At 71.5% G+C, this 23877-nt stretch carries 21 protein-coding genes and 1 pseudogene; 12 read left to right on the top strand and 10 right to left on the bottom strand.

The genetic code is table 11. The annotated features are described in order from the left end of the window. The first annotated feature begins 88 nt into the window (after window positions 1-88). A complete protein-coding gene (locus tag ASD62_RS04000) occupies window positions 89-1525 on the top strand; it encodes an APC family permease (protein ID WP_056914851.1) in 1437 nt (478 codons plus the stop codon). A 48-nt stretch (window positions 1526-1573) separates the two neighbouring features. Here ASD62_RS04000 and ASD62_RS03995 read toward each other — a convergent pair whose 3' ends face one another. From ASD62_RS03995 to ASD62_RS03960, 8 genes are all read right to left on the bottom strand, one after another. Further along, the gene (locus tag ASD62_RS03995) at window positions 1574-2668 is read right to left on the bottom strand and encodes a LacI family DNA-binding transcriptional regulator (protein ID WP_082580559.1); all 1095 of its coding nucleotides are present in this window, start codon (window positions 2666-2668) and stop codon (window positions 1574-1576) included. Window positions 2669-2686: 18 nt separating this feature from the next. Further along, window positions 2687-2911, bottom strand: coding sequence for a hypothetical protein (locus tag ASD62_RS03990; RefSeq protein WP_056914850.1), 225 nt, complete (start codon window positions 2909-2911; stop codon window positions 2687-2689). Window positions 2912-2938: 27 nt separating this feature from the next. Next, on the bottom strand, window positions 2939-3853 hold the full coding sequence (locus ASD62_RS03985; protein ID WP_056914849.1) for a carbohydrate ABC transporter permease: 915 nt from the start codon (window positions 3851-3853) through the stop codon (window positions 2939-2941). 1 nt (window position 3854) lies between these two features. Beyond that, entirely contained in the window at window positions 3855-4940 is a 1086-nt protein-coding gene (locus ASD62_RS03980) for a carbohydrate ABC transporter permease (protein WP_082552796.1), read from the bottom strand. Between the two features lie 118 nt (window positions 4941-5058). Next, a complete protein-coding gene (locus tag ASD62_RS03975; protein ID WP_056914848.1) occupies window positions 5059-6327 on the bottom strand; it encodes an ABC transporter substrate-binding protein in 1269 nt (422 codons plus the stop codon). 174 nt (window positions 6328-6501) lie between these two features. Then, entirely contained in the window at window positions 6502-7455 is a 954-nt protein-coding gene (locus ASD62_RS03970) for a sucrase ferredoxin (protein ID WP_235530620.1), read from the bottom strand. Window positions 7456-7586: 131 nt separating this feature from the next. Next, complete coding sequence (locus ASD62_RS03965; protein ID WP_056914846.1) at window positions 7587-10031, bottom strand: DNA topoisomerase (ATP-hydrolyzing) subunit A; 2445 nt, start codon at window positions 10029-10031, stop codon at window positions 7587-7589. Between the two features lie 65 nt (window positions 10032-10096). Next, window positions 10097-10744 carry a nitroreductase family protein gene (locus ASD62_RS03960; protein ID WP_056914845.1) on the bottom strand — a complete coding sequence of 216 codons (648 nt, stop codon included), beginning with the start codon at window positions 10742-10744 and terminating at the stop codon, window positions 10097-10099. Window positions 10745-10843: 99 nt separating this feature from the next. Here ASD62_RS03960 and ASD62_RS03955 point away from each other — a divergent pair, with 99 nt between their 5' ends. The 6 genes from ASD62_RS03955 to ASD62_RS03930 all read left to right on the top strand — a co-directional run bounded on the left by ASD62_RS03955 (window position 10844) and on the right by ASD62_RS03930 (window position 18189). After that, the gene (locus ASD62_RS03955) at window positions 10844-11365 is read left to right on the top strand and encodes an RNA polymerase sigma factor (protein WP_200947694.1); all 522 of its coding nucleotides are present in this window, start codon (window positions 10844-10846) and stop codon (window positions 11363-11365) included. Beyond that, on the top strand, window positions 11362-12792 hold the full coding sequence (locus tag ASD62_RS03950) for a hypothetical protein (RefSeq protein ID WP_056914843.1): 1431 nt from the start codon (window positions 11362-11364) through the stop codon (window positions 12790-12792). Before ASD62_RS03955 ends, ASD62_RS03950 begins: the two co-directional genes overlap by 4 nt. Before the next feature lie 69 nt (window positions 12793-12861). Further along, window positions 12862-15528: a bifunctional GNAT family N-acetyltransferase/acetate--CoA ligase family protein gene (locus ASD62_RS03945; protein ID WP_056914842.1), complete on the top strand. Its 2667-nt coding sequence runs from the start codon at window positions 12862-12864 to the stop codon at window positions 15526-15528. Between the two features lie 85 nt (window positions 15529-15613). Further along, window positions 15614-16216, top strand: a complete 603-nt coding sequence (locus ASD62_RS03940) for a DUF5998 family protein (protein ID WP_056914841.1) — start codon at window positions 15614-15616, stop codon at window positions 16214-16216. Window positions 16217-16282: 66 nt separating this feature from the next. Further along, complete coding sequence (locus ASD62_RS03935; protein WP_056914840.1) at window positions 16283-17503, top strand: alkaline phosphatase family protein; 1221 nt, start codon at window positions 16283-16285, stop codon at window positions 17501-17503. Window positions 17504-17514: 11 nt separating this feature from the next. Further along, entirely contained in the window at window positions 17515-18189 is a 675-nt protein-coding gene (locus tag ASD62_RS03930) for a thymidine kinase (RefSeq protein ID WP_056914839.1), read from the top strand. Window positions 18190-18194: 5 nt separating this feature from the next. Here the strand turns inward: ASD62_RS03930 and sepH are convergent, their stop codons facing one another. Continuing rightward, entirely contained in the window at window positions 18195-19511 is a 1317-nt protein-coding gene (gene sepH / locus ASD62_RS03925) for a septation protein SepH (protein ID WP_056914838.1), read from the bottom strand. A gap of 94 nt (window positions 19512-19605) precedes the next feature. Here sepH and ASD62_RS03920 point away from each other — a divergent pair, with 94 nt between their 5' ends. Genes ASD62_RS03920 through ASD62_RS03910 form a run of 3 tightly spaced genes read left to right on the top strand, consistent with a single transcriptional unit; the run spans window position 19606 to window position 22252 of the window. After that, window positions 19606-20241: a trimeric intracellular cation channel family protein gene (locus ASD62_RS03920; RefSeq protein WP_056914837.1), complete on the top strand. Its 636-nt coding sequence runs from the start codon at window positions 19606-19608 to the stop codon at window positions 20239-20241. Then, window positions 20238-21389: a ferrochelatase gene (locus tag ASD62_RS03915; protein ID WP_235529030.1), complete on the top strand. Its 1152-nt coding sequence runs from the start codon at window positions 20238-20240 to the stop codon at window positions 21387-21389. The genes ASD62_RS03920 and ASD62_RS03915 overlap by 4 nt, the downstream gene beginning before the upstream one ends. A 2-nt stretch (window positions 21390-21391) precedes the next feature. Further along, window positions 21392-22252: an inositol monophosphatase family protein gene (locus ASD62_RS03910; RefSeq protein WP_056914836.1), complete on the top strand. Its 861-nt coding sequence runs from the start codon at window positions 21392-21394 to the stop codon at window positions 22250-22252. 185 nt (window positions 22253-22437) lie between these two features. Here ASD62_RS03910 and ASD62_RS03905 read toward each other — a convergent pair whose 3' ends face one another. Then, window positions 22438-22623, bottom strand: coding sequence for a hypothetical protein (locus tag ASD62_RS03905; RefSeq protein WP_056914835.1), 186 nt, complete (start codon window positions 22621-22623; stop codon window positions 22438-22440). Between the two features lie 443 nt (window positions 22624-23066). Between ASD62_RS03905 and ASD62_RS03900 the strand changes: the two genes are divergently transcribed. Continuing rightward, the gene (locus tag ASD62_RS03900) at window positions 23067-23366 is read left to right on the top strand and encodes a DUF4193 domain-containing protein (RefSeq protein ID WP_056883993.1); all 300 of its coding nucleotides are present in this window, start codon (window positions 23067-23069) and stop codon (window positions 23364-23366) included. 32 nt (window positions 23367-23398) lie between these two features. After that, a pseudogene (dut, locus tag ASD62_RS20030) lies at window positions 23399-23877 on the top strand (dUTP diphosphatase); the annotation flags it as partial.

The following is a 23877-nucleotide window of genomic DNA, read 5'->3' as shown; positions in this document are numbered from 1 at the left end:
CGTTGCTCGTTGCCGAGGTGGGCGAACTGCGTCAGTGTGGGCCCTGCAGGGGTCGTGAAGGGCGACCTCCGCGACCAGGAGGTTCTGCATGTCCACGACCACGAACGTCGACACCGGGGAAGAACAGACCGAGCTCAAGCGGGTGATGGGTCCCAAGCTCCTGCTGCTGTTCATCGTGGGCGACATCCTCGGCACCGGTGTCTACGCCCTCACCGGCAAGGTGGCCCAGGAGGTCGGTGGGGCGGCGTGGGTGCCGTTCATCGTGGCCTTCGGCATCGCCATGATCACCGCGTTCTCCTACCTCGAGCTCGTGACGAAGTACCCGCAGGCTGCCGGGGCGGCGCTCTACACGCACAAGGCCTTCGGGGTGCACTTCCTGACCTTCATCGTCGCCTTCACCGTGATGTGTTCCGGCATCACGAGCGCCTCGACCGCGTCGAGGGCGTTCGCGTCCAACATGGCCAAGGGGTTCGGGCTCGACAGTGACAACACCTCGCTGATCCTCGTCGTGGCGTTGGCGTTCATGGCTCTCGTCGCGGTCGTGAACTTCCGTGGCGTCGGCGAGAGCGTGCGCGCCAACATCGTGCTCACCCTCGTCGAGCTGTCCGGTCTGCTGCTCGTCATCCTCGTCGGGTTCTACGCCCTGTTCGCCGGCAAGACCGACTTCAGCCGGACCATGGTGTTCGACAGCCCGAGCGACAAGAGCGCGTTCTTGGCCGTCACGGCGGCGACGTCCCTCGCGTTCTTCGCGATGGTCGGCTTCGAGGACTCGGTCAACATGGCCGAGGAGACCAAGGACCCGGTCAAGAACTTCCCCAAGATGATGATCACCGGCATCAGCGTCACCGGTGTCATCTACGTGCTCGTCGCGCTCTTCTCGGTGGCCATCGTGCCCGTCGGCATCCTCGGGGACAGCGAGACCCCGCTGGTGACCGTCGTCGAGCGGGCCGCGCCCGGCGTGCCGATCGACACCCTGCTGCCCTTCATCTCGATGTTCGCCGTGGCCAACTCGGCGCTGATCAACATGCTCATGGCGAGCCGGCTGCTCTACGGCATGGCCCGCCAGGAGGTGCTGCCGCCCTTCCTGGGCAAGGTCCACTCGTCGCGGCAGACGCCGTGGGCGGCGATCATCTTCACGACGCTGCTCGCCTTCGGCCTGATCACCTACGTCTCCGGGGCGAGCACCTCGGCCACGGAGACGCTCGGTGGGACGACGTCGCTGCTGCTGCTCGGCGTCTTCACGATCGTCAACATCTGCGTCCTCGTGCTCCGCAAGGACACCATCGACCGGAAGCACTTCGTCGCACCGACCGTGCTGCCGGTCGTCGGCGCCCTGCTCTGCTTCTTCTTCGTGCTGCCGGTCACCGGCCGAGCGGGGGAGCAGTACAAGATCGCCGGGATCCTGCTGGCCATCGGCGTGGTGCTCTGGGCGATCACCTGGTTCGCCAACCGGGCGCTGCGGGCCAAGAAGACCTACATCCGCGACCCGGAGGAGCTCGGCGAGCGCGAGGGCTCGGTCAACTAGACGACGGCCGGACGGGCCCGAGAAGGCCCGCGCTGGGCCGACCAGGGCTCAGGCAGGCGCCTGTACGGCACCGAGGGCACCGGACCTCGGTGCCGTGCGCGCCCGCGTCGGGCGGTCGGTCCGCTTCGCCCGGGAGCGTGAGGGCGGTGCCGTCGAGCCACGGACCACGAGCTCGACCCCGAGGACCTCGTCGTGCGTGCTGCTCACGTCGTGGCCGTGCAGCGCCGAGAGCATGAGCGAGCCGGCGTGCCGGCCCTGCGCCTCGACGTCCTGGCGCACCGTCGTGAGGTCGTGGATGCGGGAGTGGACGTGGTCGTCGATGCCGATGACCGACACGTCGCCGGGGACCTGCAGGCCGCGCCGACGGGCGGCACTGATCACCCCGAAGGCCATCTCGTCGGAGGCGGCGACGACGCAGGTGGGTCGCTCCGCGGCGGCGAACAACCGATCGGCGTGCTCGGCGGCACCGTCAGCGGTCCAGTCGCACCGCAGGGTCCACTCCGGACGGTTCGGTATGCCGTGCCGGGCCAGCACCTCGTCGAACGCCTCCCGGCGGTCGAACGGGGTCTGCAGGTGCGACACCGAGGCCGGCACCGTCCCGGCATACGCGATCTCGCGGTGCCCGAGCCCCACGACGTACTCGACGGCCATCGCCATCGCGGCCCGGTCGTCGATGCGGACGGACGGCCACCCCGGCTGGCGGTTGCCGACGGTGACGACGGGCAGGCCCAGCCGGTCGAGCAGGTCGCGCTCCTGCGGGTCGGGCGGCACGTTGAGGATGATGACCCCGTCGACCCGTTTCCAGAGCATGTTCTGGGTGATGGGCAGGCGGGCGTCGAAGGTGTGGCTCTCGAGGTCGCACAGCAGCACGTGGTGCCCCTCGTCGCGCAGCGCCTTCTCGATGCCGGTCACGACGGTGGCGAAGAACCACCGGTTGAAGTACGGCGTGATGACCCCGATGCCCCGTGTCCGCCCCGAGACCAGGGAGGTGGCGGCGGGGGAGGCGACGTAGTGCAGCTCGGTGGCCGCCGCGAGCACGCGGTCCCGGGTGCGCGGGCTGACGCGGTCGACGCCGCGCAGCGCGCGCGAGACCGTCGCCACGGACACTCCCGCGGCCTTGGCAACGTCGCCGATGGTTGTCATGACACCCGTCCTGGAGGCTCAGACTCCGGTGTTCTTCCGTGCTCGCCAGACCGCGTACAGGATCGCGAGGAGGACCGCGAGGAGCACGGCGGATGTTCCCGCCGGCTCCCCGCGCACCTCCAGGACGACCGTCTGCACGACGGCCATGAAGGTGAAGACCCCGATGATGCCGAGCAGCGTGTCGAGTCGTTGGGCCCTGGCCCGCTGACCGCCAGTGCCGCTTCCTGGGTTGAACAGTCCCATTGCAGATGTGGGGGATAGGCGCAGGGCCTAGCCCTTCACACCTCCGGCCGTCAGACCGGACACGATGGCCCGCTGGAAGATCAGCACCATGATGATGAGCGGCACGGTGACGATGGTTCCTGCCGCCATGACGGCGGTGTACGGCTCCTGGTGGGGCTGGGAGCCGGTGAACTGGGCGATGGCCACCGTCACCGTCTGCGTCTGCGCCGTGGAGAACTGCGAGGCCAGGAGGAACTCGTTCCAGCTGGCGATGAAGGCCAGGATCGCCGTCGTGAACAGACCCGGGGCCGCGAGCGGCAGCATGATCTTGCGGAAGGCCTGGCCCGGGGTGCAGCCGTCGATGCGCGCCGATTCCTCGAGTTCCCACGGCATCTCTGCCAAGAACGCCGTCAGCGTGTAGATCGTCAGCGGTAGCGCGAACGAGATGTTCGGGATGATCAGGGCCTGGTAGTTGGCTCCGTCGCGCCAGCCGAGGTTCGTGAAGAGCTGGAACAGCGGCGTCACCAGGGCCACACCCGGGAACATGGAGGACCCGAGGATGACACCGAGGACGACGTACTTGCCCGGGAAGTTGAGCCGGGCCAGCGCGTAGGACGCGAAGACGCCGACGAGCATGGCGACCACGGTGGTGACGACGCCGATGATGACGGAGTGCACCAGCGCGGCACCGAAGTGGTTGCCGCGGCCGGTGGAGAACGCCGTCCGGAAGTTGTCCAGCGTCACGTGGGTCGGCCACGGGCTGGTGTCGAACGTGTAGCCCACGTCGCGGAAGGCCGTGACGACCATCCAGTAGAACGGGGCCAGACCCCAGATCACCAGCGCCGCGAGTCCGATGTACATCCGGATCTTGGCGTTGCGGTTGCTCTTGAAGTGGATCTCCTGGGCCTCGGTGCGCCCGCTGGTGGGGGGTGCCGTGGTCGAGGTGGTGGTTGCCGCGGTCATGTCAGGCTCCCGTCGAGGTCGCGTTGGCGGCGACGGGGTTGCCCACCTGGGCAGCCTGGCCGCGGGTCGGAGCGTCGTCGTCCTTCTTCTTCGAGGTCGGCGGTCGCTGGATGACGTCGGCCCCGCCGAACCGGATGAAGAGGAAGGCGACGATGGCGATCAGCAGGAAGATGATCGTCGAGAGGGCGGACGCGTTGTTGAACCCGCCCTGGCGGATCTGGTCGATCACGAGCATCGACAGGGAGGTCGTGCCTCCACCGCCGTTGGTGAGGATCGCCGGCAGGTCGTAGATGCGCAGCACGTCGAGGGTGCGGAACAGCACGGCCACCATGAGCGGCACCTTGACCAGCGGGAGGGTGATGCGCACGAACGTCTGCCACTTGGTGGCGCCGTCGATCTGGGCGGCCTCGTAGACGTCGCCGGGGATGAGCTGCAGGCCGGCGAGGATGAGCAGCGCCATGAACGGCGTGGTCTTCCAGACGTCGGCGATGATGATGGCGAACTTGGCCGCCGTCGGGTCGCTCGTCCACAGCTGCGCCGGGATCCCGACGAAGCCGAGGAGCTTGTTGGCGATGCCGTCGAAGGCGAAGATGAAGAACCAGAGCTTGGCGGTCACAGCGGTGGGGATGGCCCACGGCACGAGGATGGCGGCGCGGACGAGGCCACGGCCCTTGAAGTCGCGGTTCATGATCATCGCGAACCACATGCCGAGGCCGATCTCGACCACGACGCTGACGACGGTGAAGAAGAGGGTGACCCAGAAGGCGCTGTAGAACTGTGCGCCGAGGGTGCCGGGCGGGCAGTCGACGTTGCCACACTGCTGCAGCAGCCAGTGGGTGTAGTTGGAGACGCCGGCACTGCCGCCCTGGACGAACAGGCCGGTGGCCGGGTCGAGTCCTTCGTCCTTCTTGAAGGAGTCGAACACCGCTCGGACCAGGGGATAGAGGATGACGGCTGCGAGGAAGGCCAAGGTCGGCAGGACCAGCAGGAGGCCTTGACGTCTCTGGGCGTCGTTGAGCCCCTTGGGCTTCTTGGTGGGGGGCGATTTCTTCGTCGACCCCTGCGTCGACTGTGCGACTGCGCTCATGCCTGCTCCTTGCCCGGAAGCGATGGTGGAAAGACCGTGATGTGTTTCGCGCTCGGCGACGTTCGGNGGGACGGTTCCCGGAGGAACCGTCCCCACGACTCGGGTCAGGCGGCGTGGATCAGCCGGAGGCGGCCTGCATGGCGGCCTGCATGTCCTTCACGGCGGCCTCGGGGGTCTTCTGACCCTGGATGGCTGCGTAGAAGTTCTCCTGGATGGCCTTGCTCACGGCCGGGTAGAACGGGGTGACGGGACGCGACACCGCGTTGGAGATGGACTCCTTGAGCGTCGGCAGGTACGGGTACTTGGCGACGAGGGCCTGGTCGGTGTAGATCGACTCGATGACCGGAGCCAGCGAACCCTTCTCCATGTTGGTCTTCTGCTCCTCGGGGCTGGTCAGGAACTTCAGGAAGTCCAGGGCCGTGGCCTTGTTCTTCGAGAAGGCGCTGATCGCGGCCATGTGGCCACCGAGGGTCGAGGTGCCGGGGCCGTCCACGCCGGGCAGCGGGGCGACGGCGAACTTGCCCTTGACCTTCGAGGAGGCGTCGGTGCTGGCCAGGTTGTAGACGTAGGGCCAGTTGCGCAGGAACAGCAGCTTGCCGTCCTGGAACGCAGCGCGGCTCTGCTCCTCCTGGTAGGTGATGGCCTGCTTGGGGATGTCACCGTTCTTGTAGTGGTCGGCCAGGGCCTTCAGGCCGGCAGCCGCCTCGGGGGAGTCGACGGTCGGCTTGCCGGCGTCGTCGACGACCTTGGCGCCGTAGGCGTTCATCCACTCGGTCGCGTTGCAGGTGCCGCCCTCGTACTTGGCGAACTGGCCCGCGTAGCAGTCCATGCCGTTCTGCTTGGCGATGGAGCACATCGACCACATCTCGTCGAACGTCTTCGGCGGCGTCTTCACGAGGTCGGAGCGGTAGTAGAGCATCGCGCCGTCGGAGGAGGTGGGTGCCGCGTACAGCGTGTTGTTGTACGTGGCGGCCTTGATGGTCGGGGCCAGGAATCCGGTGGTCGGCAGGGCGAACTTGTCCTTGAGGGGGGTCAGCCAGCCCTTGGCGGCGAACTCCGCGGTCCAGACGACGTCGACCGAGACGACGTCGTACGCCGTGCTCTTGGCCTGGAAGTTCTGCACCAGGTCGTCGTGCTGCTGGTCGGCCTGGTCGGACTGCTCCTTGATCGTGACCTTCTCGGTCGGGTGGGCCGCGTTCCAGCGGGCCGCCTGCGGAGCGAGGAGGTTGCTGTTGTCCTTGCCCTGGACGTAGGTGATGGGGCCGCGGGCGTCAGCCCCGGAGGACGCAGCAGCGTTGCCGCCGCCGCCGCCGCCACCACAGGCCGCTGCGACGAGCGCAACGGACACTGCACCGGCAAGCACCGTGAAGGTGTGCCGCTTGTTCATTCGGAGGGCCATGCGCCCGCCTCCATTTCTCGCGTCGTGCTGAGGCGGACGTGCCTCAGCGCTGAGGTAACGGCCCCATGTAAACGTTTGCGCTCGCCTGTGGCAATCGCTTCATGAGGACAAGGCGGTAACGATTACGTAACTGCCGGGAAACCGAGCGTGGACGACCGTCGCTCAGGAGGCGACGCGGGTGTCCCAGACCGACACGTGGACAGGGTGCTTGCCGCACGACTCGGGCAATTCCCCTGCGAGCAGCAGTCTTTCGCACTGCACGACCCAGCTCCGGCCGTCCTCGTGGACCACCTCGAAGGTGCTTCCGACCGTGCCGACCGCTCCCGGCGGGGTGCCGTCGGGGGTGTCCAAGGGGGTGTCTGAGGCAGTGTCTGCGGGGGTGCCTGCGGGGGTGCCTGCGGGGGGTGCCGAGACCCGCGCCAGCTCGGTCACGGTGAACGCGGTGAGCGAGACCTCCGAGACGAGGTGGCGCACGTGCGACTCCGCCGCCTGGGCGCCGGGTGCGAGGGCGCTGCGCCCACGGTCGTGGGCGGGGCCGAGCAGGCCGAGCGGGAGGGCCCCGTGCCCGGCCGCGGCCAGGACCTCCCCGGCCAGCGTCGCGTCGAGGCGCGCCAGCGTCGCGCCGTGGGGGAGCAGCACGCCGGTCGGGGCGAACCGGTGGCCGCCGGTGTGCGAGGCCTCCCAGACCCGGCCGGGCGCCTCGGCGGCTGCGTCGAGGGCGACCGGTCGCCCTCGCACGGCGCAGCAGACGTCGCGCCGCCCGTTGGTGCAGACGAGGAGCACCGGCGGGCACGGCGCCATACCGGGCAGGGACCGCGTCACGGCGTCTCGGTCGCCGCGGGCCAGGGCGTCGAGGTCGACGTCGAGGAGGACGGCGGGGTCGGCGACGCGTCCGGTGAGCAGCCACGGCTGCTCACCCGCCCAGGCGAGGTATGCCGTGTGGCCGGCCGGCGCCGGGTCGTGCGAGTCGTCGGGGTGGCGGCCCGGGCGTCGGATCAGGCTGAGCCGCCCGCCCCTGCTGCTGCAGGCCTCGGCGAGGGCCGACCCGAGGTCGGCAGGGAGGTGCGACTGGGTGGCGGCGTCGCGGCCCCAGGGGCCCGGCTGCTCGAGCGCCACGAAGAAGTCCGCCCGGGCTGCGGTGCCGTAGGCGGAGACGCCGGCCCGGTCGAACCCGACCGAGCAGGCGTCGGGAGCCGGGGTCCCGTGCCCTGACCCTGACCCTGAGGTTGACCTTGAACCCGTCGGGGTCACTGCGGGGGACCCGCGATGCGGGCGATGGCGGCCGGGGCGGGGACGCCGGAGCCGTCGCGGCGACCGGTCGGCTCCGGGAGCTCGAGGGCGACGCCGTTGGCGCCGGAGGCCTTGGCGGGCAACGGCCCGGCCCAGGCGAGGACCAGCGTGTCCTCGCCGCGCAGGAACCGGTGGCAGCGCACGCCGCCGGTCGCCCGACCCTTGGGCGGGTACTCCGAGTAGGGCGTGGCCTTGATCGAGCCGGGCTCGGTGCCGGGGAGGGCGCCGGAGGAGCCGGAGGACGTGACGACGACGGCGTCGGCGCCCTGCGGCACGGCGCCGAAGAAGGCGACGGTGGCGCCGGCAGCGAGCTTGATGCCGGCCATCCCGCCGGCGGCACGTCCCTGGGGGCGCACCGCCGAGGCGCCGAACCGCAGCAGCTGGGCGTCGGTGGTGATGAAGACGAGGTCCTCGTCACCGCTGGTCAGGCCCACGGCGCCGACGACCTGGTCGCCGTCCTTGAGCGAGATGAGCTCGAAGTCGGTGCGGCCAGGGTAGTCGGTCGTGACGCGCTTGACCACGCCCTGGGCCGTGCCGAGGGCGATGCCCGGGGCGTCGGCCACGAGGCTGACGATGGTCAGGGGTTCCTCACCGGACGGCAGGTCGACGTATGCCGCGAGGGGCGCACCGCCGGACAGCGAGGGGGCACCGTTGGTCGGGGGCAGCGTCGGCAGCTCCAGGGCCGAGAGGCGGATGAGCCGGCCACGGGACGTGACCAGCCCGACCTCGCCGCGCGCCGTGGTGCGGACCGCTCCGACGAGGGCGTCGTGCTTGCTGCGCGCGCCGTCGGCGGGGATGGGGTCGGCGCCGTTGGTGCGCGCCATCAGCCCGGTGGAGGAGAGCAGGACCCAGCACGGGTCGTCGGCCACCTCCAGCGGCGACGCCGTGGTGGCGGGGACGCCGGCCGACTCGAGCAGGACCGTGCGGCGGGGCGTGCCGTGGGCCTTGGCGACGTCGGCGAGCTCGGTCGACACCGTCCTCAGGAGCAGCTTCTCGTCGCCCAGGATGGCCTCGAGCTCCTCGATCTGTCGCTCGAGGTCGGACTTCTCGGTCTCGAGCTCCATGCGCGAGAACTTCGTGAGCCGGCGCAGCTGCAGGTCGAGGATGTAGGTCGCCTGCGGGTCGGTGAGGTCGAAGACGTCCATGAGGCGTGCCTTGGCGGTGTTGCCGTCGTCGGAGGTCCGGATCACCTGGATGACCTCGTCGATGTCGAGGATCGCGATGAGCAGTCCCTCGACCAGGTGCAGGCGGTCCTTGCGCTTGCCGAGCCGGTACTCGGTGCGACGCCGGACCACGTCGGTGCGGAAGTCGACGTAGACCTTGAGCAGGTCCTTGAGCCCGAGGGTGCGCGGCTGACCACCGACGAGGGCGACGTTGTTGATGGAGAACGAGTCCTCCATGGGGGTCAGCTTGTAGAGCTGCTCGAGGACGGCGTCGGGGTTGAAGCCGTTCTTCACCTCGATGACCAGCTGCAGGCCGTGCTTGCGGTCGGTGAGGTCCTTGACGTCCGAGATGCCCTGGAGCTTCTTGGACTGGACGGCGTCCTTGATCTTCTCGATGACCTTCTCGGGGCCCACGAGGTAGGGCAGCTCGGTGACGACGATGCCCATCCTGCGCGGCGAGGTCTTCTCGATGCGGGTGGTGGCGCGGGTCTTGAAGCTGCCGCGGCCGGTGAGGTAGGCGTCGCGGATGCCGTCGAGCCCGACGATGCGCCCGCCCGCGGGCAGGTCCGGACCGGGGACGAACTTCATCAGGTCGTCCAGCGAGCAGGTGGGGTTGGCGATGAGGTGGCGGGCCGCGCCGATGACCTCGACGAGGTTGTGCGGCGCCATGTTGGTCGCCATGCCCACCGCGATGCCGCTGGCGCCGTTGACGAGCAGGTTGGGGAACGCCGCCGGCATCACCTCGGGCTGCAGGAGCTGGTCGTCGTAGTTGGGGACGAACTCGACCGTCTCCTCGTCGAGCCCGGTCGTCATGAGGACGGCGGCAGGAGCGGGACGGGCCTCGGTGTACCGGGAGGCGGCCGGCCCGTCGTCGAGCGAGCCGAAGTTGCCGTGCCCGTCGACGAGGGGCAGGCGCATCGTGAACGGCTGCGCCATGCGGACGAGGGCGTCGTAGATGGCCGTGTCGCCGTGCGGGTGGTACTTGCCCATGACGTCGCCGACGACGCGGGAGGACTTGACGTGGCCGCGCTCGGGGCGCAGGCCCATCTCGTTCATGGAGTACAGGATCCGTCGCTGGACCGGCTTGAGGCCGTCACGGGCGTCGGGCAGGGCGCGCGAGTGGATGACGGAGACGGCGTACTCGAGGAACGCCCCCTGCATCTCCTCGCGGACGTCGATGTCGACGATCCGCTCGACGAACGGCTCGTCGACGGGGGCTGACGGGGTCTTGCGGGCCATACCTGGGTGCCACTCCTAGCAGTCGTCCCGCGGGGCGCGGGGGTCGTCCCAATCTTGGACCACGGCTAGACGGGCTCGGTCGCCGACTCGCCGGGGCCGGTTCCCCGACCACCCCCGAAGCGACCCCGGTGCACGACCTCCTGCTCGCTGCGCCGACCGCGCCGCAGCGACGGGGACGTGGTCCGCTCCCGCTCGTGCCCCAGCGCGACCACCCCGACGAGCCGCCGGTCCTGCGGTATGCCGTGGGCCCGCCTCACCTGCGTGTGCCGGTCCGGGGGCACCCCGAAGAACAGGGCGCCGAGGCCCTCGTCGACCGCCGTGAGCAGCATGAGCATCGCCGCCATGCCGGTGTCGACGTCCCAGTAGGGCACCGGCCAGCGAGCCGGGTCGCGGTCGGTCCAGCCCTTGTCGGGCTCGGCGTAGCGGTCGAGGTAGGCAGTGGGGTCGGACAGGCAGAGGACGAGGACGGGGGCCGCCGAGACGCCCCGCAGCCACGCGTCCGGCTCGCGCTCAACGTCGCGGGTGGCGGCCCAGAAGGCCTGGGTCTGCGACGGTCCCTCGAGCACGACGAAGTCCCACCCCTGGCTGAACCCGGCGCTGGGAGCCCGCTGCGCGGCATACAGGATCCGCTCGAGGACGTCCCCCGGGACCGGGCGGTCGGGGTCGAAGCGACGCACCATCCGACGGCGACGGACCACCTGCGAGAGCTCCATGACCCCATCCTGTCGCGAACGGCCGACGAGGCGCTGACAGGATGGGCCCAACCACGCGCGGGGGTGCGGCGTCCACCAGGCATGACGACGATGACCGCCGTGGCTCTCAGGGGAGGGGTGGCAGTGGCGACGCGGGACCGGGTCGACGTCGAGGCTGCCGTCCGCGAGGTCTACGACGTCCACTACGGCCGCCTCGCGGGGTGGACGGCCCGGTTGGTGGGCGACACCGACCTCGGCCACGACGTGGCCACGGAGGCGTTCCTCAAGCTGTTCCGGGAGTTCGGCAAGGTCGACGACCCCAGGGCGTGGCTCTACACCGTGGCCGCCAACCTCGTGCGCGACCACTGGCGCAAGCGCGGCCGCGAGGCGGTGGCGTACGAGCGGCACCAGGCCGGTCGCGACGACTTCACCCCGGCCCCCGACCTGGCGACCGCGCTCACCGTCCGCGACGCCGTCCAGCAGCTGCCGGACCGGCTGCGGGTGGTCGTGCTCCTGCACTACTTCGCCGACCTGCCCGTGGCCACCGTGGCCAGACAGCTCGAGAAGTCCGAGGGCACCGTGAAACGGGACCTGTTCGACGCACGCCAGCGCATGGCGAAGATCCTGGGAGAAACGAGATGAACCGCGACCCCCTCGAGGACTTCTTCGCGCGCGAACGCGCCGACGTCCGCGAGCTCCCCGCAGGCGAGGAGCGCTGGGAGGCGATGGTGGCCGAGTCGCGCCGCCCGCACCGCCGCGGCGCCCTCGCCTGGCTCGGTGCCGCCGCTGCCGCTGCGGTGGTCGCCGGCTCCGTCGTCGTCGGCACCGGGAACGTCCCGGACCTGCAGACGGCGTCGGACACCCCGACGAGGACCGTCGCCACGACCTCCGGGACCCCGCAGCCCACGGTGACCGTGACCCGGACCGTCCAGCCCGGCCCGCCGGCCACCGGCGAGGCCACGACGTCGTCCCCGAGCCGCACCACACCGGCCAGCAAGATCCTGCCCGTGCCGGTCGGCTTCGGCCTGGCCTCGATGACCAACGCGGGCGGCGGTCACCTCTACGCCCTCGGGGCGGGGGTCTGCGCCACGGGCGACTGCACCGCCGTCGTCGGCTCCGACGACAACGGGCGGACCTGGTCGACGCGCGCCTCCTTCACCGACCTCACGACCCGCGGACCACTCGTCACCCCGGCAGGACCGCACCAGCTCGTGGGCGTGCGGTTCGCGACCCCGCAGGTCGGGTACGTCTTCGGCACCGAGGTCCGGCGCACCACCGACGGCGGACGGAGCTGGACCCCCGTCGACGTGGGTGGGCGCACCGTGCTGTCGCTGGAGACCGACGGCTCGCGGGTCTGGATGGCCACCGCGGCCCGCTGCACCCACCAGGGTGCGGCGGCCACGCTCGGGTGCTCGGACCTGCAGGTCCGCACCGGGTCGGTCACCGACCGGACCACGACGGCGGTCCGGGTCGAGGGGCTCGCCAAGGTCGTCGAGAACGCCTGGATCGCGATGGACGGACCGGACGCCTACCTCAACGGCACGTCCACCGGCGCCCAGCAGCCACTGCCCGCCATCCGCGTCTCGGGCACGCCCACGGCGCTGCCCGTACCCGAGGGCTGCGACCAGTCGCAGGGACTGACGCTGGCGGCCACGGCCAACACCCGTGGCACCCTCGTCGGCCTGTGCCCGTCCGCCGACGCCCCCGACAGCCGCTGGACCGTCGTGACGTCCACCGACCGGGGCGGCTCCTGGCGCTCGCGGTCGGCGCCCGGGCTGGGCACCCCCACCCGGGCGGGGGTCTGGTTGACCGCGACCGATGCCACCCACCTCGTCGCCGTGCGACAGGCCCTCCCGGCGAGCACCGGGGAGGTGCCGTCGCCGACGACGATGCTCGCGAGCAGCACCGGTGGCGCCGCGTGGGCGCCGGTCGCACCGGGTGGTTCGACGGACACCGCGTGGGCCGGGGCAGCCGGGGGCGGGCTGGTCTACGCCTTCAGCGGAGGTGGTTCGTACTGGCTCAGCACCGACGCCGGCTCGACCTTCGAGACGGTGCCCCTGCGGCGCTGAGCCGGTCACCCACCCGGGTGCAGGCTCGTGCCATGCTTCGTGCATGAGTCGGGCCGCGAGCGAGGCCGCATGACCGAGGCCGCAGGGCGCCCTGTGGGGTACCCGACGCAGTGGGAGGCCGACGTCGTGCTCCGCGACGGCTCGGTCGCCCACCTGCGGCCGATCACGCCGTCCGACGTCGAGGCCGTGCACCGGTTCCACGCGGGGCAGTCCGACGAGTCGATCTACATGCGGTTCTTCGCGCCGCTGCGCAAGCTCAGCGACCGCGACGTCACGCGGTTCACCAACGTGGACTACCACGACCGTGTTGCCCTCGTCGCCACCGTGCGCGGCGCGATCATCGGCATCGGTCGCTACGACAAGATCACCGCGACGAGCGCGGAGGTGGCCTTCAACATCTCCGACTCCTTCCAGGGCAAGGGGATCGGCTCGGTCCTGCTCGAACACCTCGCGGTGATCGCCTGGGAGTCGGGCATCGAGGAGTTCACCGCCGAGGTGCTCCCGCAGAACCGCAAGATGATCTCGGTCTTCAGCGAGGCGGGGTACGAGGTCAGCAGGCGCTTCGAGGACGGCGTGGTCTCGGTGCGGTTCCAGATCCGGCCCACCGAACGGTCCGAGGCCGTGCGGCTGTCGCGGGAGCACCGCGCGGAGTCGGTGAGCATGCGTTCGGTGCTCTTCCCCGACACCATCGCCGTGGTCGGCGCGAGCCGGCGCAGCGACTCGATCGGCCACCACATCCTGTCCAACATCCAGTCGGCCGGCTTCAACGGCGCGGTGTACGCCGTCAACCGGGAGGCCATGGAGGTGCTCGGGCTGCACGCGCACGCCCGTGTCTCCGAGATCCCCGACGAGGTCGACCTGGCCGTGGTCGCCGTGCCCGCCGAGGAGGTCCTCGACGTCGTCGCCGACTGCGCCGAGGCGGACGTGAAGACGCTGCTCGTGGTGTCGGCCGGGTTCGCCGAGGCAGGACCGGCGGGGGAGGAGCTGCAGCGCGAGCTGCTGGCCACCGCGCGGGCCGCGGGCATGCGGGTCCTCGGACCCAACTCCTTCGGCGTCATCAACAACCACCCGAGCGTGCGCCTCAACGCCTCCCTCGCCCCCGAGCTGCCCCCGGCCGGGCGACTCGGGCTCTTCGCGCAGAGCGGGGCGCTCGGCATCGCCGTCCTCGCGTCCGCCGCCCGCCGCGGGCTCGGGATCTCGGTGTTCGCCTCCGCCGGCAACCGCGTCGACGTCTCCGGCAACGACTTCATGCAGTACTGGATCGACGACGACGACACCGACGCCGTGGGGCTCTACCTCGAGTCCATGGGCAACCCGCGCAAGTTCTCGCGCATCGCGCGCCGGCTCGCCACGACCAAGCCGGTCATCGTCGTCAAGTCCGGGGTGTCGTCGTATGGCGTGCCACCCGGCCACCGGGCGCGGCCCACCCGGGTGCGCCCCGAGGCGTTCGACGCGATGCTGCGCCAGGCCGGTGTCATCCGGGTCGAGAACGTCCACCAGATGTTCGACGTCGCCCAGCTCGTGGTGCACCAACCCCTGCCCCAGGGCAACCGGGTCGCGATCGTCGGCAACTCCGACGCCCTGGGTGCGCTCACCGCCGAGGCCTGCGTGAGCTGGGGGCTCGAGGTGGCGCACGGACCGGTGTCGTTGCCCAGCGACGCCAGAGGTGAGCACTTCGCCGCCGCCCTGGCCGACGCGTTCGGCGACCCGGAGGTCGACAGCGTCCTCACCTGCTTCATCCCGCCCCTGGTCACCGAGGACGCCGAGGTGGCCGCGGCGGTGCGCGATGCGGCGATCGCCTCCGACAAGCCCTGTCTCGCAACGTTCCTCGGGATGCGGGGTGTGCTCGACCGGTTGTCCGACCAGCCGGGCGCAGGACGGGTCGAGGTCGTCCCGGCCTATGCGATGCCCGAGGACGCGGTGCGGGCCCTGGCCGCAGCCACCCGGTACTCCGAGTGGCGCTCCAAGGACCGGGGGGTGCAGGTCAACCCCGTCGGGATCGACCGCGAGGCGGCCGAGGCCCTGGTCGAACGCGTCCTCACCGAGTCGCCCGAGGGACGCCGCCTCACCCATGCCGAGGTCACCTCGTTGCTGTCGGCCTACGGCGTCGACCTGTGGGGGAGCGTGCCGGCCCGGACCGTCGACGACGCGGTGGCGGCGGCCGAGGCCGTCGGCTACCCCGTGGTGATCAAGTCGGTCGCCCCCCTCATGCGCCACCAGCCGGGCCTGTCGGGGATCCGGGTCGACCTGCGCACCGAGGGCCAGGTGCGCGAGGCCTTCGCCGGTCTCACCGAACGGCTCGCGCCGCTGTCCGCCAACTCGTTCGTCGTCCAGCGGATGGCCACCCCCGGCGTCTCCTGCGTGGTGCGCTCCGACGAGGACCCGCTGTTCGGGCCCGTCGTGTCGTTCAGCATCGCGGGGCCGCCCACCGACCTGCTCGGCGACATCGGCCACCGCATCCCGCCGCTCACCGACGTCGACGTCTCCGACCTCATCTCCTCGGTCAAGTCCTCGCCGATGCTGCACGGCCACCGGGGGTCGACCCCGGTCCACCGCGCGGCGCTCGCCGACCTCATCGCCCGCGTCTCGGTGCTCGCGGACAACCTGCCCGAGGTCTCGAGCCTCGTGCTCAACCCGGTCAACGCCCACCCCTCCGGGGTCGACGTGCTCGGCGCCGAGGCCGTGGTGGCCCCCACGCCCCGGCGCAAGGACCCGGGCCGACGCACCCTGACCTGACATCACCGCAGGTCACGCTGGTGCGGGGCCCCCGGCACGGGCCGGCCACCGGCGGGGGGCCGCGTACTAGGGCAGGATGGGCGTTATGGGCTCCACCTCCTCCCACCCCGCACCGCCGCCGCTGGCTCTCCCCGACGACCTCACCCGGGCGATCCAGCAGGCCGGCTACTACCCGGCCCTCGTCGGTGACGTCGTCCGCGCGGCCCTCGGTGGGGACGAGGTCGTGTCGCACCTCGTGCACCAGGAGACGACCTTCGACCACGACGTGGTGCGCCGCCACATCACGGTCCTGGCCCTGACCATGAGCCGCCTGGTCATCGCCCACGCGGACGACCACACCGACGGCGGGCCGGGCCAGGAGGACGTGGCGACGGCGACCACCGAGAGCGTCCCGCTCAGCGCGGTCCGTGGAGTCATGGTCACCCACGTCGTCGCGCGCCCCCAGGACTACCAGCCCGGGTCGCTCGGTCGCGAGATCACGCTCACCCTCGGCTGGGGAGCGGTGAGCCGCATCGACCTGATGCCCGCCTCCTGCGCCGACCCCGACTGCGACGCCGACCACGGCTACGAGGGCAGCGTCGCCTCGGACGACATCTCCCTGCGCATCAGCGCCGACGCCGAGGGTGAGGTCGCCCTCCAGCAGGCACTGGACTTCGCCCAGGCGCTGTCGACGAGCATCGGCAGCTGACCCGTGCCTCCTCCCACGTCCGTGCCCCGCCGCCGGCCGGTCTCCCTGACGGCGACGGCGTAGGCCGTGCCCCACGAAGGTCTGCTCCACCCGCGCTATGACGCGGCGGGACTCGCAGGAGTCCTGCCGGCGGTGGCGGCGACGCTCGGAGTGGACCGGTTCGCCGGTGCCCTGGCCGACAGCTCGACGCAGCCGACCGGCCCTGCCAGCACCGGCCCGGACGGGCTGGACGAGGCCGGCAACTCCGGCCTGGCCTTCGGCCCGTCGCGCCGTGCCGTGGTCGTCCTCGTCGACGGGCTCGGGTACGAGCTGATCCGTCGCCGCGGAGGTCACGCACCGTTCCTGCGGTCCCTGCTCCCCGCGGCATACCGGATCACGGCGGGGTTCCCGTCGACGACGGCGACGTCGATGGGGACGTTCGGCACCGGGCTCCCTCCGGGCAGCCACGGGCTGCTCGGGTACGAGGTGCTGGTCCCTGGGGAGGACCGCCTCGTCAACCAGCTGTCGTGGGAGGACGGACCCGACCCGCTGACCTGGCAGCCGCAGCCCACCGTGTTCGAGCAGGTCGAGCGGGCGGGGGTGTCGGTCACCCGCATCGGTCCCGGGTTCTTCGACGGGTCCGGCCTGACCCGGGCGGCGCTGCGCGGCGGCCGGTTCAAGGCGGCCGACACGCTCGAGTCGCGGGTGGACGCCTCGGTGGCGGCCGTGCGGGCGTCGAAGCGCTCGCTGGTCTACCTGTACTGGGGTGAGCTCGACAAGGTCGGGCACGTGCACGGGTGCCAGTCGTGGGAGTGGGGCGACGAGCTCGAGGCGATCGACGCCGAGCTGGCCCGCCTGTGCCGCTCCGTCCCGTCGGACACCGCCGTCTACGTCACCGCCGACCACGGCATGGTCGACGCCCCGCACGCCCTGCGCATCGACCTGGCCCACGACCCCGAGCTGGCAGCCGGGGTGCGCCACGTCGGGGGCGAGGCCCGGGCCCTGCAGCTCTACTGCGAGGACGGCGCGGCGGCCGACGTCGAGCAGGTCTGGGTCGAGCGCGTGCGCGAGCGGGCCTGGATCAGGTCACGGGAGGAGGCGATCCGCGAAGGGTGGTTCGGACCGGTCAGCGGCGAGAACCTGGCCCGCATCGGTGACGTCGTCGTCGCCATGCGCGACAACTTCGCCATCGTGGACTCCCGGCGGGCGCGGCCCGAGCTGCTCGCGCTGGTGGGGCTGCACGGTTCGCTGACGGCGGACGAGTCCGCCATACCCCTCTTCCACGTGCCGGCCCGGGACACCGCCTAGGGTGTTCCCTCGTGGCTGAGCTCGTCTTCTTCTCCGGGACCATGGACTGTGGCAAGTCGACCCTTGCCCTCCAGATGGACCACAACCACCAGGCCCGCGGCCGGTCCGGCCTGATCTACACGAAGATGGACCGCGCCGGGACCGACGTGCTCTCGTCGCGGCTCGGTCTCTCCACGGCGGCCCACGAGGTGGGCGACGACCTCGACTTCTGGGACGCGGTCGTCGAGCACGCCACGAACGGCGTGCGGGTGGACTACCTCATCTGCGACGAGGTGCAGTTCTACACACCGGTGCAGGTGGAGCAGCTCGCCCGCCTCGTCGACGAGATGGCGATCGACGTGTTCGCGTTCGGCATCACCGCCGACTTCCGCACCCAGCTGTTCCCGGGTTCGCGCCGCATGATCGAGCTCGCCGACAAGGTGCAGGTGCTCCAGGTCGAGGCGCTGTGCTGGTGCGGGAAGCGCGCCACGCACAACGCGCGCGTCGTGGACGGCGTCATGGTCGTCGAGGGCGAGCAGGTCGTGGTCGGCGACACCAAGCCGGGCAGCGAGACGCTCGTGGAGTACGAGGTGCTGTGCCGCCGCCACTTCATGCGGCGGATGAACTCCGCCGCGGCCCGGGCCGCAGCAGAGTCGCCCGACGTGCTGCCGTTCGACCTCGACCTGTGCCCGGTGCCGCAGCAGTAGCCGCGTCAGTCGCGGGTCCTGGCCCCGAACATGACGTCGTCCCAGCTCGGGACGCTGCGTCGGCCGGCCTTCTTCGCCGGGCGCGGCTTCGCCGCAGGCGCGTCGTCCTGGTCGGCCTTCTCCGCGGCAGGCCCGACGTCCTCGTGCCGGTCGTCGGCCCCGGCCTCGACGGCGCCCAGTCGGTCGACCTGCTGGGCCGGTTCGGGCTGGGCCGCGGGTTCGGGCGCAGGAGTGGGTTCCGGAGTCGGCTCGGGGGCGGCAGCGGTCTCGACAGCGGGGTCGGTGACCGTGGCGACGTCCTCGACCTCCACCTCGGCCTCGGCCTCGAGCGAGGGCTCGACCCCCGGGTCGGGGACGACCTCGTCGGGTGCCTCGAGGACCACTGCGTCGTCGCGTGACGCTGCGGACTCCTCGACGGGGTCGAGCGGGTGCGGGCCTCGCGCCGCGGGCGGCGGCGGCATCGTCTCGGGGTCGTAGGCGAGATCCTCCAGGGGGAGCGCGTCCTCACGAGGGGCGTCGTCGCCGGGGGTCTGCGTCGCCGACGCCTTGCGGCGGCGCGGGCGACCCCGGTGCGACGCGCGCTCGCGCATCGCGGTCATGAGGTCGAGGGGCTCCTCGGTGCGCTGGGGAGCAGCGCGGCGCGGGGTGGCCTGCACGCCGCCCTCGGCCTCCACGTCATACACGGTCGTGGCGCGGACGGGCGGGGTCGCGAGGTGCGGGGTCGGCAGGGGAGAGGCGCCGCTGCCGGTGTCCTCCTCGCTCAGCCAGCGCGCCTCGTCGTCGGCCGCGGTGACGGTGCGGGCCGGCACGTCGAAGTGCCAGCGCGCCTCGCGCTCGCGGCCGCCGGCCGGGAACGTGACGAGGACCGTCCACTCGCCGGCCTCGTTGCGGGCGGAGTCCCACAGCGCTGCCGCGGGGTCGACGCCACGGCCGGAGAGCCGGGCGCTGACGCGCGCCGAGAGGGTGGGGGTGGTCGACCCCGCACCGGCGCGACCGCGGAGCCTGACGGCGCGGGCGAGGCCGGCGACGTACTCGCGCTCGGCGAGGATCGGTCCCTCGTAACGACGGACCTTCTCCACCGTCCACCCGGAGCGGTCGGCGACGTCGTCGGCACTCAGGCCGGCGCGGATCATCGCCTGGACCTCGCGGGGCCGCATGCCTCCGTCGATCTCGATCTGGAGCTGGCCGAGGCGCGGTCGGTCGCGTCGGACCGCCGCTCGCAGGGGCTCGTCGAGGGGGACGCTGAACTGCTCGCCCCCGGAATCGGACAGCAGCAGCTGCTGACCGTCCTCATGGACACCGATCAGCCGCAGGTTGCGCATTGCCTTCTCCCGTATCGCCACATCGTGGTCGACTCTGCCACCACGGGCCTCGCCGAGGAAGCGACCACGCCGCGAGGGTAGTTTTGACCTCGCGATGCTCACCTTCGACCCCCACCTCCAACTGGCCCTCGACCTGGTCGGCGTCTTCGCCTTCGCGTTGTCCGGTGGACTCGTCGCGGTGAAGAAGCGCCTCGACCTGTTCGGGGTCCTCGTGCTGTCCGGTGCGGCCGCCCTCGGCGGTGGGGTGATGCGGGACGTCCTCATCGGTGCGCTGCCCCCGGTGGGCATCTCCGACTGGCGACTCCTCACCAGCGCCCTGGTCGCCGGGCTCGTGACGTTCGTCTACCACCCCGGGATCGAACGCATCTCGCGGTTCGTCCGGGTGCTCGACGCGGCCGGGCTGGCCGTGTTCGCGATCGGCGGGTCGCTCAAGGCCCTCGGTGCGGGGATGGACCCCCTCACGGCCGTGATCGTCGGCGGCATCACCGCCGTCGGCGGCGGCATCGTCCGCGACGTCCTCGCCGGGCAGGTGCCCGAGGTGCTGCGCCGGGAGATGTATGCGCTGCCCGCCCTCCTGGGGTCCGCCCTGGTCGTCACCGCCCACCACTTCGACCGGGTCGGCCCGGTGGTGATCTGGGGCTGCGTCGCCCTGGTCTTCGCCGTGCGCATGATCGCCGTCGTCCTCGATGTGCACGCCCCCAAGCCCCTGCGAACCGGAGAACTCACGTGAGCACCCCCCACCCCGACCCCACTGCCGACAACAGCCCGGAGGCCTCGCCGCTGGAGCCCTACGACGGGATCCTGCTGCTGTCCTTCGGCGGCCCGGAGAAGCCGGAGGACGTCCTGCCGTTCCTGCGGACGGTCACCGCGGGCAAGAACATCCCCGACGAGCGGCTCGAGGAGGTCGGTGAGCACTACTACGGGTTCGGCGGCCGCAGCCCGATCAACGACCAGAACCGTGCCCTCATCGCGGCGCTGCGCGGCGAGCTCGACCGTCGGGGCATCACGACGCCGGTCATCTGGGGCAACCGCAACTTCACGCCGTTCGTCCCGGAGGCGCTGCGCGAGGCCCACGACCAGGGCCTGTCGCGGCTCGTCACGGTGATGACCAGCGCCTACTCCTGCTACTCCTCCTGCCGCCAGTACCGCGAGGACCTCGCCGGGGCGCAGGCGGAGGTCGCCGAGGCCGGTATCGACATCGCCATCGACAAGATCCGCACCTACGCCAACCACCCGGGGTTCTCGCGCACCAACAGCCGGCTCGTCACCGAGTCCGTGCGGGAGGTGCTGCGCGGCGGGACGGACGCGGGCGCCATACGGCTCCTGTTCGTCACCCACTCCATCCCCACCGCCATGGACGAGACGTCGGGCCCGGGTGACGAGGACGGCAGCGCCTACAGCCGCCAGCACATCGCCCTCGGTGCGGCGATCACCGACGAGGTCAACGCCACGCTCGACACGGACCTGTCCGGTGAGCTCGTGTTCTGCTCGCGGTCGGGTCCGCCGAGCCAGCCGTGGCTCGAGCCCGACGTCAACGACCGGCTCGAGGAGCTGGCGGCCGAGGGCGCGCAGGTCGTCGTCGTGTCGCCGATCGGGTTCGTCTCCGACCACATGGAGGTGGTCTACGACCTCGACACCGAGGCGGCTGCCACGGCGGAGAAGCTGGGCATCCAGCTGGTGCGCGTCCCCACGGTCGGCATCGACCCGGAGTTCGTCTCCGGCCTGGTCGACCTCGTCGAGGAGCGCGCCGCCGTGGCCCGGGGGGAGCAGCCGGTCCAGCCGTCCTGGCCGGGTCGCGACCCGTTGCGGTCGACGTGCGCGCCGGGGTGCTGCCCGAACCTCCGGGTCGCCAAGCCGGCGTTGTGCGGGCAGGACTGACCGTGTCCGCGCTGACCGTCCCGGACGCCGTGGTCCTCGTCGAGCTCGAACGCCTCGCCGTCGAGGTCGCCCTCGAGGCCGGTCGCCTCATCGTCGACGACCGGCCCGCCGACCTCGGGGTCTCCAAGACCAAGAGCACGGCCACCGACGTCGTGACCGTGATGGACCAGCGCTCCCAGGACCTCCTGCGCTCGCGGCTGCAGGCCGCCCGCCCGGGCGACGGCTTCCTCGGCGAGGAGGAGGGCGGCACCGACCGCGAGTCCGAGATCACGTGGGTCGTCGACCCCATCGACGGGACGGTCAACTACCTCTACGGCATCCCCTCGTATGCCGTGTCCGTCGCCGCCGTCGTCGGCGACCCCACGACCCCGGGGGCGTGGCGCCCGGTCGCGGGTGCCGTCGTGAACCCGGTCACGGGGGAGCTCTTCCACGCCCGCCTCGGTGGGGGCGCCCGGCTGCGACGAGGCGACGGCGACGCCCGCCGGCTCGTCATCGCCGACCCGCCCGGACTCGGCCACGCGCTCGCGGGCACGGGCTTCGGCTACGACACCCGTCGTCGGCTGTGGCAGGCCACCCTGCTCGTGCAGGTGCTGCCGCACCTGCGCGACATCCGCCGGATCGGCAGCGCGGCGCTGGACATCTGCGCCGTGGCCGCCGGCACCCTCGACTGCTACTTCGAGCGCGGCCTCAACCCGTGGGACATGGCGGCCGCGTGGCTGGTGCTCACCGAGTCCGGCGGGGTCTTCACCGGGCTGGGCGACCTCGCTCCCGACCAGGACATGGTCGTGGGGGCGGCGCCCGCGCTGCACGCCGAGCTCGAGCCGCTCGTCCGGCGGGCTGTGGAGTCGGTCGGCGCGGAGTAGGCCGGCTCGGAGTAGGCCGGCTCGGAGTGGGCCGGCTCGGAGTGGGCCGGCTCGGAGTGGGCCGGCGCGCAGCAGATCGGCGCGGAGTCGGCCGGTCGCACGTCCCACCCAGCGCGAACGGCGCGACCGCGGTGGCGGTCGCGCCGTTCGCAGCGTCGGGCTGGGTTAGGCGGCATCAAGCTGCGTCAGGCTGCGTGGTACCCCGCGAGGTCGGGGATGCGCAGGCCGTGCTCGTCGGCGAGGCGGGCCAGGTTCTCCAGCTCGGCCTCGCGGACAGAGGCCAGGTAGTCGTCGCCGGCCTCCTGCGCGGTCCGCAGGGACTGCACTGCGCGGCTGGCGCGGCGGGTGATCTCGGTGTGGAACTCGGTCATTGCTGCACCCCTCTCTGAGTCGTGTCACGAGTCGGTTCGGGTGGATCCGGGTGAATCCAGGTGGATCCGGGTCGGGCCGGGGTCCTGTGTCTCAGGGGCTCCGAGGTGCTCGCGCAGCCTCGGTCCCGGGTCGGGCGGAGACAGGACTCTACGGTGGCAGACGCCCCGGAGCCCACTCGGGGTTGCGTCCCTTGGGTGAACTGTGGATGAACCGAGACCGGTTCTTGGGCCGGCACGGCGCCGGTTTGGGCCGGTTGCCGACGGTCTGGGGAGGCCCTGCGGACGCTGTGGTGGACGCGGTGGTGACGGCGCCAGCGAGATAGGGCACAATCCCCGCCGGCGGTGGGCACAAAACCACGACGATCAGCGTTAACACCGGCGACTTGCCTTCTCGATCATCGAGCGGGCACAGATGCGACTGAAGAGGGAGAGCGACAGCGACTATGGCGACTGACTACGACGCGCCGCGCAAGACCGATGACGAGCTGTCCGAGGACTCGATCGAGGAACTGAAGTCCCGCCGGGTCGACAAGAGCGCTTCGAGCGTCGACGTCGACGAGACGGAGCAGGCCGAGGGCTTCGAGCTCCCCGGCGCAGACCTGTCCGGCGAGGAGCTGTCGGTGCGGGTGATCCCGCGCCAGTACGACGAGTTCACCTGTTCGCGCTGCTTCCTCGTGCACCACCGCAGCCAGCTGGCCAAGGAGGTCAACGGGCAGATGGTGTGCCGGGAGTGCGCAGCCTGAGCACGCACCAACCACCGATAGGGTCAGTCCACGTGACTGGCCCTATCCGCGTCTCCGTCCCCTTGCGCCGGCTCGACCCCGACCTGCCGGTCCCGTCCTACGCGCACCCCGGTGACGCCGGGGCCGACCTGCACGCCGCGACCGACGTGACCCTCGCACCGGGGGAGCGGGCCCTGGTCCCCACCGGCGTCGCCCTCGCCCTGCCCGACGGCTACGTCGGCCTGGTGCACCCGCGGTCCGGCCTCGCGGCCCGGCACGGCATCACCATCGTCAACGCCCCGGGCACGGTCGATGCGGGCTACCGCGGAGAGGTTCTCGTGAACCTCGTCAACCTCGACCCGCGCGAGGAGTTCACCGTCCACCGCGGCGACCGGATCGCCCAGCTCGTGGTGCAGCAGGTCGCCGTCGCCGACTTCCTCGAGGTGGATTCGCTCGAGGACACCTCCCGGGGGGACACTGGTCATGGTGCCAGTGGCGGCTTCGGCAACCACCCCCAGACAACGAAGGACTG

Origin of the sequence: Phycicoccus sp. Root563 (assembly GCF_001427915.1) — a bacterium.
GTDB lineage: Bacteria > Actinomycetota > Actinomycetes > Actinomycetales > Dermatophilaceae > Pedococcus.
This window is presented reverse-complemented; position numbering and strand designations above follow the sequence as displayed.